This is a genomic window from Chitinophaga sp. MM2321 (assembly GCF_964033635.1).
Classification (GTDB): Bacteria; Bacteroidota; Bacteroidia; order Chitinophagales; family Chitinophagaceae; genus Chitinophaga.
In genome coordinates this window covers 6567923-6583440 of sequence record NZ_OZ035533.1, presented here as the reverse complement: position 1 = coordinate 6583440, position 15518 = coordinate 6567923, and the positions used below count along the sequence as shown (strand labels likewise).

The 15518-nt window shown below is 44.4% G+C and carries 10 protein-coding genes; 6 read left to right on the top strand and 4 right to left on the bottom strand.

Features of this window, described 5'->3' with window-relative positions; translation table 11 throughout:
• The first annotated feature begins 77 nt into the window (after positions 1 to 77).
• The gene (locus ABQ275_RS25900) at positions 78 to 680 is read left to right on the top strand and encodes a GyrI-like domain-containing protein (RefSeq protein ID WP_349316053.1); all 603 of its coding nucleotides are present in this window, start codon (positions 78 to 80) and stop codon (positions 678 to 680) included.
• An 86-nt stretch (positions 681 to 766) separates the two neighbouring features.
• Here ABQ275_RS25900 and rnc read toward each other — a convergent pair whose 3' ends face one another.
• From rnc to ABQ275_RS25885, 3 genes are all read right to left on the bottom strand, one after another.
• Positions 767 to 1426 carry a ribonuclease III gene (gene rnc, locus ABQ275_RS25895; protein ID WP_349316052.1) on the bottom strand — a complete coding sequence of 220 codons (660 nt, stop codon included), beginning with the start codon at positions 1424 to 1426 and terminating at the stop codon, positions 767 to 769.
• 73 nt (positions 1427 to 1499) lie between these two features.
• Positions 1500 to 2753 (bottom strand): beta-ketoacyl-ACP synthase II, encoded by a 1254-nt coding sequence (fabF, locus tag ABQ275_RS25890; protein WP_349316051.1) that lies wholly within the window; start codon positions 2751 to 2753, stop codon positions 1500 to 1502.
• 23 nt (positions 2754 to 2776) lie between these two features.
• A complete protein-coding gene (locus ABQ275_RS25885) occupies positions 2777 to 3013 on the bottom strand; it encodes an acyl carrier protein (RefSeq protein ID WP_012788038.1) in 237 nt (78 codons plus the stop codon).
• 515 nt (positions 3014 to 3528) lie between these two features.
• Here ABQ275_RS25885 and ABQ275_RS25880 point away from each other — a divergent pair.
• From ABQ275_RS25880 to ABQ275_RS25870, 3 genes are all read left to right on the top strand, one after another.
• Positions 3529 to 4617 (top strand): efflux RND transporter periplasmic adaptor subunit, encoded by a 1089-nt coding sequence (locus ABQ275_RS25880; RefSeq protein WP_349316050.1) that lies wholly within the window; start codon positions 3529 to 3531, stop codon positions 4615 to 4617.
• 54 nt (positions 4618 to 4671) lie between these two features.
• Positions 4672 to 7803 (top strand): efflux RND transporter permease subunit, encoded by a 3132-nt coding sequence (locus tag ABQ275_RS25875; protein WP_349316049.1) that lies wholly within the window; start codon positions 4672 to 4674, stop codon positions 7801 to 7803.
• Positions 7804 to 7869: 66 nt separating this feature from the next.
• Positions 7870 to 9204, top strand: a complete 1335-nt coding sequence (locus tag ABQ275_RS25870) for a TolC family protein (protein WP_349316048.1) — start codon at positions 7870 to 7872, stop codon at positions 9202 to 9204.
• 52 nt (positions 9205 to 9256) lie between these two features.
• On the opposite strand, the gene ABQ275_RS25865 is transcribed toward ABQ275_RS25870, so the two are convergent.
• The gene (locus ABQ275_RS25865) at positions 9257 to 10129 is read right to left on the bottom strand and encodes an AraC family transcriptional regulator (protein ID WP_349316047.1); all 873 of its coding nucleotides are present in this window, start codon (positions 10127 to 10129) and stop codon (positions 9257 to 9259) included.
• 910 nt (positions 10130 to 11039) lie between these two features.
• On the opposite strand from ABQ275_RS25865, the gene ABQ275_RS25860 reads away from it, so the two are divergent.
• Entirely contained in the window at positions 11040 to 14030 is a 2991-nt protein-coding gene (locus tag ABQ275_RS25860; protein ID WP_349316046.1) for a TonB-dependent receptor, read from the top strand.
• A 17-nt stretch (positions 14031 to 14047) separates the two neighbouring features.
• Positions 14048 to 15490 carry a RagB/SusD family nutrient uptake outer membrane protein gene (locus ABQ275_RS25855; RefSeq protein WP_349316045.1) on the top strand — a complete coding sequence of 481 codons (1443 nt, stop codon included), beginning with the start codon at positions 14048 to 14050 and terminating at the stop codon, positions 15488 to 15490.
• Positions 15491 to 15518: the final 28 nt, after the last annotated feature.

The window sequence follows — 15518 nt, the reverse complement described above, 5'->3', positions numbered from 1 at the left end:
ATATGAAAACGTATAGCTTCCTGGGCTGGGTACTGTTACTCGCGTTCATTTTAGATCAGGATCTAAAACTAACAGATATGACTAAACTTGATTTAACCCAGGTGTACAAGAGCTATTACAGCGCCACACTGGCACCCCAGCTCGTGACCATTGAAAAAGGGCTGTTCATCACTATTACAGGGCAGGGCGACCCTTCCGGCGAAGGCTTCAGCGAAGCGGTTGGCGCCCTTTACACAGTGGCCTATGGCATCAAGGCTGGCAGCAAGCAAGCCGGCAGGGACTTTACGGTAAGTAAGCTGGAAGGTTTCTGGTGGGTACTGGACAGCAGTGTAAACCCTTTACTGGTACCGCGTGAACAGTGGCATTATGAACTGGCTATCCGGTTACCGGATGATGTTACCCAGCAGCAATTTGCGTCGGCAGTTATTACAGTTGAAAAAAAGAAGAAATCATCCCTGTTCAGACAGGTGGATTATAAGGAGATAGCAGAGGGGAGATGTATACAGATCCTGCACGTGGGGCCTTACAGCGAAGAACCGGTGTCCCTCCGGAAAATGGATACCCTCATGCAGCGGGAAAGGCTGACCATGAACGGGCGCCATCATGAGATTTATTTATCTGATTTCAGGAAAACTGCGCCGGAGAAACTAAAGACGATATTAAGGCATCCGGTTAAGTAAGTACATCATACACGCTTTATACACGCTTTATACACGCTTTATACACGCTTTATACACGCTTTAAACACGGCGTTAACAGGGACGGGTTATACATCACCCAGTCCCAGTTGTTGAATCGCCAGCTGGGCGGCAATCTGGCTGGCGTCCTTTTTATTGAAGGCTTTACCGGTACAGATGAGTTCTCCGTCAACGACTGCACCTACTGTGAAAATGCGCCGACCGTTGTCCATTTGTTCTTCGAGCAGTTCAAACTCCAGGATTTTGCCGTTTTTGTTGGCCCAGCCATACAGTTTGTTCTTGTGGTTCATTTCCACGCTTTCCAGCAGCTCCATGTCTATGTAAGGCATCAGGATCCGTTTGTGTACAAACTGTTGGGTTTTTGTATAACCACGGTCCAGGTAAACGGCGCCAACGAGGGCTTCGAGGGTATTACCGAAGATCTGGCTGATTTTGAGGAAGCTGTTGTATTTGTCGTAGATCGTTAGTTTGCGCAGGCCCATTTTGATAGCGATATCATTGAGTTGCTGGCGGTTAACGATTTTGGAGCGCATTTCTGTCAGGTATCCTTCGGTTTTGTAGGGATATTTTTTAAAGAGATAATCACCTACAATAGCGCCGAGGATGGCATCACCAAGGTATTCCAGCCGTTCGTTGCTTTCGAGAAACTTCTCTTTGCTGGAACGGTGGCTCAGGGCTATCTCATACAGGGCAAAATTACCTGGAGGAAAGCCCAGCAGGCTATGCAACTCTTTGTATAAGTGCCTTTTTTTGGATACTAGTCGATATAAGAAACCTGGCAGTAAATTCACACAATCAAGATCAAGGAACAAATTTTTTGAAAATAACAGAGGCATTATGTCCCCCAAACCCGAAGGTATTGGATAATGCGGCTCTCACTTCTCTATGTTGTGCGGTGTTAAAGGTAAAATTCAGTTTCGGGTCCAGCTGTGGGTCGTCAGTAAAATGGTTAATGGTAGGAGGAACAATGCCATTGATGATAGACATTATTGCGGCGATCGATTCAACGGCACCTGCGGCGCCCAGTAAGTGGCCGGTCATGGATTTGGTAGAGCTGATGTTCAGATCATAAGCATGATCGCCAAATACCTTCTGAATGGCCTTTACTTCGGCAACATCTCCCAATGGTGTGGAAGTGCCGTGCACATTGATGTAATCAATATCATTAGCCTGTAATCCGGAATCAGCAAGGGCTTGCCGCATTACGTTCATGGCACCGAGTCCTTCCGGGTGTGGCGCAGTGATGTGGTGAGCATCTGCTGTGGCACCTCCGCCAGCTAACTCTGCATAAATTTTAGCGCCTCTTTCCAACGCATGATCCAATGATTCCAGTACCAGCGCACCGGCGCCTTCTCCCATTACAAAACCATCACGGTCAAGGTCAAAGGGACGGGAAGCGGTTTTGGGATCATCATTTCTTTCTGATAAAGCCTTCATGGCGTTAAAACCGCCAACACAAGGCTCATTGATCACATTTTCTGATCCACCGGTAACGGCAATATCCATCTTTCCATAACGGATACCGTACATCGCCTCAATGATAGCATTGGTAGCTGATGCACAAGCAGATACAACAGAAAAGTTAGGCCCCCTGAAACCGTGACGGATAGAAATATACCCGGCAGCAATATCAAGAATAAGCCTGGTGATCAAAAAAGGACTGAAACGGGGTGTCCCGTCTCCGGTATGGAAATCCTTCAGCTCCTGACTGAAGTTGATCATACCACCTACACCTGTTCCCCATATCACACCGGCACGATCAGCATTGATCGTGTCTTTATTGATATTGGCGTCCAGTATCGCCTGATCTGCGGCTATAACCGCTGTTTGTGTAAAGGGGTCCATTTTACGGGCCTCCTTTTTGTCCAGGTAGTTTGTAGGATCGAAATTCTTCAGTTCACAAGCAAAACGGGTTTTGAACTTGGAAGCGTCAAATTGACGGATGAAATCCGCGCCGGATACACCGTTCGTCAATCCGTGCCAAAAATCAGCCACGGAATTGCCGAGCGGTGTAAGAGCGCCTAAACCTGTAACGACAACTCGTCTTGGTTGCATTAAAACAATTCTGATTAGTAGGATTATTTTACATGTTCTTCCAGGTAAGCAACTGCCTGGCCAACAGTAGTAATAGTTTCAGCTTGTTCGTCAGGAATGGAGATGTTGAATTCTTTTTCGAATTCCATAATCAGTTCTACCGTATCCAAAGAGTCAGCGCCTAAGTCATTGGTGAAGCTGGCTTCAGGAGTTACCTCAGCTTCGTCAACGCCCAATTTGTCAATGATGATCTTTTTAACTCTTGATGCAATGTCTGACATAATTTTAAGTGTTTTTGGTTTAAAACTTGACTGCAAAAATATAATTTTTATTGAATTGCCAACAGATACCCCGAATTTTAAAACACCTTCCCGACGGGCAATCTCCCGAAACCCAATACAGTAAACATATTCATCACTTTGTTAATAAAAGATTTTATCTCTATCCGGGCGCCTTCCCACGCCATATTCCGGATTTTGATCAGAAAACCAGCCTTTTTTATCCCCTCTTCTCCCCATCTCCGGATATCAAAATCCTATAATATCAAAATCCGGTAATATTCCACTCAACCGTCTTTTTCACCACTTATCTAAAGCCTTAACGCTAATTAACAGTTGCGACGCGCATTCACCCCCTCCATTCATTAAATTTGTCCTGCCTATGAGAATACCCGTAGGCTGCTGGCGTCTGACTGTAAGCAAGAAACATAAATTTTCAGTCGAATGTTCAAATAGACCGGTACCATTCAACACGTTATTTCCAAAAGCTAACCGCTAAAAGGCAAAAGCTCAGTAATATGTCCAATAACAAAAAAACCGTCCGCTCCATAATATTATTGGTTGCTGCTGGGATCGTAATTTTCTTCGTTTACAAAAAGATAGCTGGCAAAAAGGCGGCTGAAGGCCCTGTGGCCGGAGCTTCCGGCGCTAAAGGCGCTCCCGCAAGAGCACTCCTCACCGACGCCTGGATCGTAAAAACCAGCGACCTGGGACAGTCCATTGAAGCGAGCGGTACCCTTCAGAGTAATGAAGAAGTAGATGTAAAACCGGAAATTAATGGCAGAATTACCCACCTCTATTTTAAAGAAGGTACCAATGTGAGCAAAGGCGCCCTCCTCGTAAAAATATACGACGAAGACCTCCGCGCTCAGTTACAAAAACTTAAATTACAACAGCAACTGGCTAAAACCACCCTGGAACGCCAGGAAAACCTGCTGAAAATAAATGGTATCAGCCAACAGGATGTGGATGTTACCCGCAACCAGGTAAGCGCCTATGGCGCCGATATGGAGTTTACACAAACCCAGTTGCAGAAAACCGAACTGCGGGCTCCCTTCAGCGGTAAACTGGGCCTCCGCAACGTCAGCGAAGGCGCTATCGTGTCTTCCGCCACTATTATCACCACCCTGCAACAGATAGATCCGCTCAAAATGGACTTCTCCGTTGCGGAAAAATACCGCAACGCCATCAAAACAGGCGACAAAGTTAATTTTTACGTGTCCGGCGACATCAAGGAATATCAAGGCAGCATTTATGCCATCGATCCTAAAATAGACCTCTCCACCCGTACGGTAAGACTCCGCGCCTTAGTACCCAATAACAACGGCGCCCTGTTTCCCGGCTCTTTTGCCAAGGTGAAGATTTTATTAAAGGACCTTCCCGACGCCATCATGATCCCTTCACAAGCCGTTATTCCAGGTACCCGCGACAAAAGAGTAATTGTAGCAGACAATGGTAAAGCGAAATTTGTAGTAGTAGAAACAGGTATTCGTACAGAAAGTAATGTTCAGATCACCAATGGATTACAACCGGGAGACACGGTGATCACCACCGGTATCCTCCAACTGAAACCGGGAATGGAACTGAACTATAATAAAGTACAATAAAGAATTAAAGACGATGCTGCAACTGTTTTGTAAGCATCGTCAAAAATATTAAACATGAGTTTACCTTCTTTATCTCTCAAACGCCCCGTGCTGGCAATTGTGATGAATATCATTATTGTGATATTCGGTCTTGTGGGCTTTACCTTCCTGGGAGTGAGAGACTTCCCGGCAATTGACCCGCCCATCGTCAATGTGCGTACCTCATATGCAGGTGCCAACTCAGATATCATCGAAACACAGATCACCGAACCACTGGAGAAATCTATCAATGGTATCGCCGGTATCAAAAATATATCTTCCAGCAGCAGCCAGGGAAGCAGCAACATTACGGTAGAATTTGAACTGGGCCAGGACCTGGAAGGCGCTACCAATGATGTGCGTGATAAAGTATCCCAGGCACTGCGCAGCCTTCCACCGGATATTGATGCACCGCCGGTAGTATCCAAGCAGGATGCCAACTCAGATGCCATCATCTCCATGACCGTACAGAGCAACACCCGCAACCAGCTGGAAATAACCGAATATGGTACCAACGTGTTACTGGAAAAGCTCCAGACCATTCCCGGCGTAAGCGGCATTCAGATATGGGGAGAAAGACGTTACGCTATGCGTATCTGGATGGACCCCGCAAAATTATCTTCTTACAGTCTTACCCCCCTCGATATTCAGACCGCCCTTCAGCGGGAAAACGTAGAGTTGCCCTCCGGCAAAATAGCCGGTAACGCCACCGACTTCACAGTACGTACCTTCGGCCGCCTGGTATCAGAAGATGACTTCAATAACCTGATCATTAAAAATATCAATGGCAGCGAAATCCGTATCCGCGATGTAGGGCAGGCCATACTGGGTCCTGAAAATGAGGAAACCATGCTCAAAGAATCCGGTATCCCCATGATTGCACTGGCGCTCATTCCGCAGCCCGGCTCCAATTACGTGGCCATTGCCGATGAATTCTATAAAAGATATGACCAGCTGAAAAAAGATATCCCGGAAGATCTCTCGGTGAACATTGCCATGGATAACACCCGGTTCATCAAAAAATCTATTGAAGAAGTAGAGGAAACCCTTCTCATAGCCTTATCGCTGGTAATATTAATTGTATACCTCTTCTTCCGCGACTGGCTCATGGCGCTCCGGCCGCTGGTAGATATCCCGGTATCACTCATCGGGGCATTCTTTATTATGTATGCCTGCGGCTTTACCATCAACATCCTTACCCTGCTGGCCATTGTACTGGCTACCGGCCTCGTGGTGGATGATGGTATTGTGGTAACAGAAAATATTTATAAGAAGATAGAAGCCGGTATCCCGCGAATGCGGGCGGCGCGCGAAGGATCTGAAGAGATCTTCTTTGCGGTAATAGCCACCTCCATCACACTGGCGTTTGTATTTCTTCCTATCATCTTCCTCCAGGGCTTCGTAGGGCAACTGTTCCGCGAATTCGGTATCGTGGTGGCCGGTGCGGTGCTGATCTCCGCATTTGTATCGTTAACATTAACGCCGGTACTGAACGTAAAGCTGGGTCGTAAAAAACATACCCATTCCTGGTTCTACACTAAAACAGAACCTTTCTTCCGCTGGATGGAAGACGGCTATAAAAATTCCCTGCAAGCGTTTATGCGTTTCCGTTGGGTAGCAGGATTGATCATTACGGGTTGTGTTGTGATGATCTACTTCCTTTTCAAAACGCTGCCGGCCGAACTGGCACCACTGGAAGACAGAGGCCAGTTCCGCTTATCCATCACCACACCGGAAGGTACTTCTTTCGACTACATGGATAACTATGTAGACAAGCTCACGCAGTTCATGAAGGATTCCATTCCCGAGAAGAAAATCATCCTCAGTGTAACCGCACCCGGTTTCAGTGGCGGCGGCGCCGTTAATTCGGCTTTCGCCAACGTCATGCTCACGGAACCCCATGAACGTACCCGTTCACAAAAGGATATTGTGAATATGGTAAACCGCAACATGAGCCACTATCCACAGGGTAAAGTATTTGCCATTGAAACACAAACGATCCAGGTAGGCCGCAGAAGCGGATTGCCGGTATCCTTTGTACTCGAACATATCAACTTCGATTCCTTAACAGCCGTGTTGCCAAAATTCATGGAAGAAGTAGGTAACAGCACCGTCTTCCAGGGTACAGACGTGGATCTGAAATTCAATAAACCTGAGTTGCGGATTCATATCAACCGTGATAAAGCCACGCAGCTGGGTGTATCCGTACAAGACATCTCCCAAACTTTACAACTCGCATTAAGTAACCTCCGCTATGGTTACTTCATTAGAAATGGTAAACAATACCAGGTAATGGGGCAGGTGTTCCGTGCCGACCGTGATGATCCGATGGACCTTCAGAACCTGTACGTGCGCAACTCCCGCGGAGAAGCCATTCAGCTGGATAACGTAGTGACCATAGAAGAAGAAACCAGTCCGCCGATCATCTATCACTTTAACAGGTATAAGTCCGCCACCATTTCCGCAGGACTTGCACCCGGTAAAACAATCGGTGACGGTATCACAGAAATGTACCGCATCTACAATAAGCTCCAGGATGAAAAAATACTGGACGATTCCTATTCCACCGCTTTGTCCGGCTCTTCCCGCGATTACGCGGAAAGCGGCTCCAATACTATGTTTGCGCTAGGTCTTGCCCTGGTGTTAATTTACCTGGTACTGGCTGCACAGTTTGAGAGCTGGATAGATCCGCTCACCATCATGCTCACGGTGCCACTGGCCTTTGCCGGTGCGTTGTTGTCGCTATGGTTGTTTAAGCAAACCTGGAATATCTTTTCGCAGATCGGTGTAATCATGTTGATAGGGCTGGTAACGAAGAACGGGATCCTGATCGTGGAATTTGCCAACCAGCAGCGGGATGCCGGCATGGCAAAAGCAGAAGCGGTTATCCACGCTTCCTCAATGCGGCTACGTCCTATCCTGATGACCAGTCTTGCCATGGCACTGGGTGCATTACCGATTGCGCTTTCACTGGGTGCAGCGGCCACCAGCCGTATACCGCTGGGTATTGTGATCGTAGGTGGTATCGTTTTTTCACTGGTACTCACATTATTTGTTATTCCGGCGATGTATACCTTCCTCTCCCGCAGAGGCAGACACCAGGAAGAAAGTGATGAAGAAGACAGACTGGAAGGCAAAGAAGAAGATGTGGCAGCAGCACACGCATAACAAGGGTTAAACGGATCTGAACGATTCGCCGGATTTTTAAGTGATGATTATTAAGGAATATATTTTATGAAGAGATATATAATAAAGAGCTGTTTATTCATCGTAATACTGTTGGTTAGTACCATTGCTGTGCAGGCACAGCAAAAGGTACTAACGCTGGAACAGGCGATAGATGTAGCACTCAAAAATAATTTTGACATCCGGCTGGCAAGAAATACAGCAGAACTGTCGGCTAACGATTACGCCTATGCGAACTTCGCGTTTGCCCCACGGCTAAATAGTAACGTCGGTACCACCTGGAACCGTACTGCTACCAAACAGGAATTTGCCAACGGCACCAAACGCGATACCAGCGGCATCAAAGGCAACAACATCAATGCAAACGTAACACTCAGCTGGACATTGTTTGACGGTATGAGGATGTTTGCTACCCGTGATAAACTAAGCGCCATCCGCGACCTCGGCGAACTCGCAACCAAAGACCAGGTACAAAATTCTATCGCCACCATCATTGGCGGCTACTACAATATTGTACAGGAAAAACAACAGCTGATAGCCATCATGGAGCAGATGTCTATTTCTGAAGAAAGAGTAAAGCTCTCCGATGCCAAATTCACCACCGGGCTGGGTCCTAAAACAGACCTGCTGCAATCCAAGGTAGACCTGAATGCACAAAAGGCATTGCACCTCCGGCAGCTCACTATCATAGAACAAAGCAAGGCGCTGCTCAACCAGCTGATGGCTGTTCCTCCCGGTGCTACCGGTTATGACGTGCAGGACTCCATACCATTAAATAAAAATTTGTCCTTTGCTGCATTGCAGGATAACATCGTTCATAATAACGCTACGATCAAAGTACAGCAACAAAATGTAGCGGTATCCGCCCTGGCAATTAAAGAACGTCGTGCTGATTACTTCCCGGTAATATCTTTTAATTCTGCATACAACTATACCCGTAATACTTCTAATGCGGCATCGAATAATTTCAGTCCGCGCTTCAGCCGCAACGGAGTAGTAAACTACGGCCTCACCGCTGCCATCCCCATTTTCAACGGGTTCAATGTAAAGCGGCAGGTACAAAATGCCAGGATTGATTTTGACTATCAGAACATCACACTGGACAACGTAAAATCACAGGTAGATCTTTCCCTCAACAATGCTTTTAAAGATTATGAATACTATAAAAAAGCATTGGAACTGGAAGAAGAAAACAATGAGCTGGCAAAAGAAAATATGATGGTAGCACTGGAGCGTTTCAAACAGGGCGTGTCTACTACTATCGAAGTAAAAGAAGCGCAACAAAGCCTTGAAGAATCCAACTACAGACTGATTCAGGCAAGATATAATACCAAGCTCGCAGAAACGGAACTGGGAAGATTGAATGGGGGATTGGTGCAGTAGTTTCACTACTGCCTGAAAAATTAAAAATAGAGATACCAGCACCAGATAAAATCTATATTCTTTCCTTTGCGAATTGAGCTAATACTTCTCTGGGCGTTTTTTTCATAATCTTCATAAACTGTTTATTAAAGTTGGAGATATTTTCAAATCCACTTTCGTAAGCAGCTTCTGAAATATTGTAAGACTCTGTATATAATAATTTACAGGCATAACCTATCCTTATCCCGTTTACGTATTGTACAAAGGATTTATTAGTCCGCTTCTTAAAAAACCTGCAAAATGCGGATTTTGTCAGGCACATTTCGGAAGCTAACTGGTCTATTCTAATAGGCTCTTTAAAATGCGCCATTACATACTTATATATAGTGTTCATCTTCTGGTCCTTCCCTTCATCAATGGAATCGATAAAGCTTTGGCTGGAAAGGCATTCCTGTTGGGAAGATGTTGCCATCATTTCTAAAATGGAAAACAGCAGGCTAATTCGTTCTATACCGGTTGCCTGGAATATTTTAGTCATTTTCTCCTTCACTTTCTTCTGCACACTTTTGTTATTTATTTTTATTCCCCGCTTAGATCTTTCCAATATTTCATGAATAATTTTAGCTTCCGGTATTTTATAAAAATCGTTGCCTGGAAAATCATTTTTGAAATGAATAGCAGTACTCCTGGAAAAAAAATCGGGTGTTTCTATGATACTACTTCTCCATTCATGGGGAAGGTTTGGGCCGATCATGATTAAATCATTTTTTTCATAAGCGGTTACTTTATCCCCTATAAATAATATTCCTTTGCCTTCTTCAATAGCATGTATTTCACATTCAGGATGGTAATGCCATGGGTTGTGCAGGTATGGATTTGCATTGTTCCAGATCTTAAATGATTCATTGGTTGCTTCTACATGACGCATGAGTATTGGCTTCATCATCGCTTAATTTATTAATGAAAAAATGACCTTAAATGAAGGGATTTAGCGGTTATGTAAAAGAAGATATAGTTTTTATATAGTATACTAAATTACAAAAAATACAAAAATTTCCTGTCCGGTAAAAATAAATTGTACCCCAAATTACCACTTAAGGATAACTGTTGCAGGAATATTTCCATTATAAATTATTGCCATAAGAAGCATGAGCGGAGAGCCCATCGGTTTAATTTTACAAAATCAGCAGACAGGGGCAATTTAGCACTACATTTTGGTCGTTTTTGATTAGAATAGGAACCCGACATGAGATAGTTTTATGATTCACTTTAACTAAAACCAGTTATCATGAAAGATATAATATCTCCCGGTAAATCGTTCACAGACTATGGTTAAGGAACATAATTACCCTGTTCACTTAAATACATTTTTCAAAAAAAATTACCAGCAAATCAACCGATTAAATTAACAACCAGGATCCGGATAATTAGATACTCAACACGTTTTGATACCAAAATAATGAAAAAAGCATGGAACGTTGCGCAACCAATTTATAGTCAATTATCTAAGAATCAATACCAGAATCACCCATGCACCACTTTATGAATACACTACCAAAAAATTTCACTGTTATGCAAAGAAATAGTTCCATAACGATACCGTAAATATCCGGGATATCACTTCCCTGTAGCGCCCCAATAAATGACTGTCATGCATTGTCAAGGTCCTGTTGTAGCAGGGTCCGGACATCTGTTGCCATTCAAACCGGTATATAAATTCCACAACACCATCAATATTCAGTAAACAATTTTAGCATTCAATTAAACCAATAGTTATGAAAAAAAACATGTGCATAAGATCTATTAAACGGTTGCCTGTAAGTATCAGGTGCTTTTTAGTAGCTGGCATAATTCTTTTGGGAATATTACCAACACAATTATCTGCACAATCCGTCAGGGTAAAGGGGAAAGTATCAGACGCCAATGGAGCCATAGCCGGCGTTTCAGTGCGTATAGAAGGAACTAATATAGGCACAACCACTGATTTGGAAGGTAATTATGCGCTGGAGACAGCAGGGAATGCCAAACTAATTTTTTCCTATATCGGTTATGATGCTCAAAATATTAACGTTAATAACCGGAATGTGATCAACGTACTCCTGGTGGCTGGATACAGCGCATTAGATCAGGTAGTGGTGGTAGGTTATGGCACCCAGAAGAAAAGGGACCTGACAGGCTCTATCAGTCAGGTAAAACCGGAAGAGTTTAAAAATCTACCGGTTGCGAATGTAGCATCTTTACTAAACGGACGAGCTGCCGGTGTGCAGGTGATTACTAACTCAGGTACGCCTGGTGGAGGAGTTACCGTAAATATAAGAGGGAATACTTCATTGAATTCCGGTAATGATCCATTATACGTAGTAGATGGAATTCCGACCTCAAATATCACCTCTTTCAATCCCAATGACATAGCATCGCTGGAAGTACTCAAAGATGCGTCTGCATCCGCTATTTACGGTGCCAGGGCTGCAAACGGCGTTGTCATTATTACCACCAAGAGAGGTACCGGTGGCAAGCCTGTATATGAAGCCAGTGCTTATTACGGCGTTCAGGAAGTGGCACATAGAATACCGATGATGAACTCAGAACAATACTATGAGTACATTCAAAAAGGTATTAAGAATTACAACCGGGTAAACACTGCGACGAACTTCATCAGGCCAATTGACTCACTGGATTACCTGGCGGGGTATCAAACAAACTGGCAGGATGAAATTTTCAGAACCGCTGCTGTTCAGAACGCGGATCTTTCCATCCGTGGCGGTCAGAAAGATCTGAAATTTGCTTTTGCACTCAATCATTTCAATCAGGATGGTGTCATCATCAATTCAGGATACAAACGATTAAATGCCTCCTTCAATTTTGATTTAAAAGCATCCAAAAAAACAAGGATCGGCGCTTCCATTATGGGTAGCAGGCAAAACTGGAAAGCACTTTCTGAAGGAGATGATGCGAACTCCGTACTGGGAAATGCCATGCGTAGAAAACCAATAGAACCGGTGTACAACCCGGATGGAACCTATTCTGTCCGTGAAAGATCCAACCCGGTAGGACAGGCACTGGAAGCTACCAATACCAGTTATGGCACAAAGGTGATGGGAAGTACGTATTTAGAATACGACATTATCAAAAACCTTACATTCAAAACAAACCTGGCGATTGATTACTATTCGCAGAACGGAGAAAAATTCACGCCTTCTTTCCTGTTGGGCGGCACAAACAGACCTGCATCTGCCACCGTATCGGAAAATTCGACCTGGTTGAATGAAAATACACTTACCTACACGAATGTTTTTAATGAAATCCATAATCTCACAGCACTTATCGGCTATAGTGCACAGGAAAGTAAAACCTACAATATCAGCGAAGCCGGAAGCCTCGGATCTACTGATATCATCACTACGCTGAATGCCAGTGCACAAAAAGATCAGGTATACAGCTATAAAACCGCCTGGGGTATTTCATCGCTCTTTGGACGTATTAATTATGTCTTAAAAGATAAATACCTGGCCAGTTTCAATATGCGGAGAGATGGGTCTTCCCGCTTTGGTACCAACAATAAATACGCTGTATTCCCCGCTGCGTCTGTGGGATGGCGGATTTCTGAAGAACCGTTCTTTCAGAATATAGCTTTCGTTCAAAGCCTGAAGCTACGCGCCAGTGCCGGTAAAACCGGAAACCAGAGCATCGGGGATTACCTGTGGCAGGGAACTTATATTACCGGTGCCAATTATGGTGGCGATCCGGGCATCAGGTCAGGAAGTATTCCTGTTAACAACCTCACGTGGGAAACTACCAGCCAATACAATGTAGGACTGGACCTGGAAGTACTTAAAAGCAGGCTACGACTCACCGCGGATGTCTATAAAAAACATACTTCCGGACTCCTCTTTAATGTTCCGCTACCTTCTACCACAGGATTCAGCAGTACTACGCAGAACCTGGGCCAGATCGACAACAAGGGAATTGAACTCGGCATCAGCAGCGATATCATCGCCGCCAAAGATTTCAGCTGGACCAGTAGCTTTAATATTTCGTTCAATCGCAATAACGTCGTAGAACTGCCGAAACATACACCACTGATCAATGCATATAGTAACGGAGAGTATTTCGCTCCCAACAGTAGCTTCATTACCCAGGAAGGCAACCCTATCGGGATGTTCTATGGCTACAAATGGACCGGCGAAATTTACGCCTCCGATGAAATAGCCCAAAAAGATGTAACAACTATACAGGGAATAAAACCACTCGGCGGCACTTTCAGATATGAAGATTATTCCGGCCCCAAGGGCGTACCAGATGGCAAAATTGATTCCTACGACAGGCAAATGATCGGTAGTCCATTCCCTGATTTCACCGGAGGTTTTAACAACCAGCTTACCTATAAGAATTTTGATCTGAATGTATTCCTTCAGTTTGTACATGGTAATACCATTTTTAACCAAACAAGGTTTGCTTCTGACAGAGGATTCATTTACAATGCACCTACTACTGATATGCTGGATGCATGGGGAGAACCTGGTCAGATAACCAAGACACATAAAGCCTGGGCAATATCAGATCAGATGGATAATCAGTTCTCCAGCGCCTGGCTTGAAGATGGCAGCTACTTACGTATCAAAGATGTTTCATTAGGATATAATTTCCCCGCTCAACTTATGTCTAAACTTAAGTTGTCAGGTGTGCGCTTATACTTCACCTCTCATAACCTGTTAACATTTACAAAGTATAAAGGATTTGACCCTGAAGTAAACCTGAAATCCGGCAATGTGAGAACAATGGGTGTAGATATGGGCACTTACCCACAGGTACGTTCCTTCTTATTTGGTATTAATGTAAAATTCTAATTTAAACATCGTCAACCATGAAAATAAAAAATATAATACTGGTCACTATTTCCATTGCAGGTTTATATTCCTGCAGCAAGGTTACAGAACAGGTGCCTTTAAGCGATCTCACAAAATCCAATTTCTGGAATACCCAGGCAGATGCGGAGGCGGGCGTAACCGCTGTATATAACCAACTGCAAAGTTTAGCTGGTGCTACGCTCTTCAATTTAACCCTGCGGGCCGATGAAGTAATTACACCGGATCAATATGGTTATAATTCAGTGAGCCCCGGATTTCTTCAGATCCAGCAGAACCAGATTTCTCCTACAGATGGAATTGCGGGCTGGTCGGGATTTTATGGTGGCATTTCAAGGGCCAATAATGTATTAGCGTATGTTCCGCCAATGACAATTGCAGAAGCCGATAAAAACAGGATATTGGGAGAAGCTTATTTTTTAAGAGCTTATTTTTATTTTATTCTCACACAAAACTGGGGGAATGTTCCCATCATAACAAAACCATATACTATTGTCAGTGATTCCATGAACGTTTCCAGGAACCCCACCGAACAAGTATATGCGCAAATTATCGACGATTTAAAAAATGCAGAAAGCCTGCTGCCACTCCAACAGGCAACGTCCATCAAAACACGTATCCGCGCTACGAAAGGGGCAGCACAGGCATTACTGAGCAATGTATACCTCACACGTGGATACCAGTCTTTTGCCGCAGCAACCGATTTTGAAAATGCCGCTGCAAAAGCACAGGAAGTGATCAACAACCCAAACTATGCATTGGTAAACGGGCCTGATTACGGCACTTTATACACACAAAAAGATGCTAAGGAAATTATCATGGCCATGAGCTATGATTATACAAAAGGAGAAACAAATGGTCTTACTGTAAACTTCCTTCCCAGGGGCTACAACAAGGTCCGCGCATTTGCCGGCGACGGAAATGTAATGCCCACCAAATTAATCACAAACAATTACGAAACGGGAGATATCCGTGCGAGTGTCAGTTTCCTGCGTGTTCCTGATCCTACCGCATATTTTGATAATGAGTTTATCGGGCAATATTATGTTGCCAAATACCAGGGTACTGTAGTACAGGTAGGCACAACACGTTACAGTGATTCCAACTGGCTGTTGTATCGCCTCGCGGATGTTATTCTCATGCGCGCAGAAGCTTTGGTAAAGCTGGATAAGGCAAATGAAGCGATCCCTTTGGTGAATCAAATCCGGAAAAGAGCCGGTTTATCCGACCTCACCGTTACTGCTCCCGCAGATGTTGCTAAAGCCATTCAAAAAGAAAGGCTCTACGAACTTTGTTTTGAAGGTAAGAGATGGTATGATCTCCTCAGAACGGGAATGATAAATGAAGTACGGCCTACTTACATCGGAAAACTACTACTGCCTGTGCCACAGTCAGACGTTGATCAGGACCCCAATTTATTACCACAGAATCCCGGGTACTAGTAATGATGTAGATACCTTCCTTTTATCA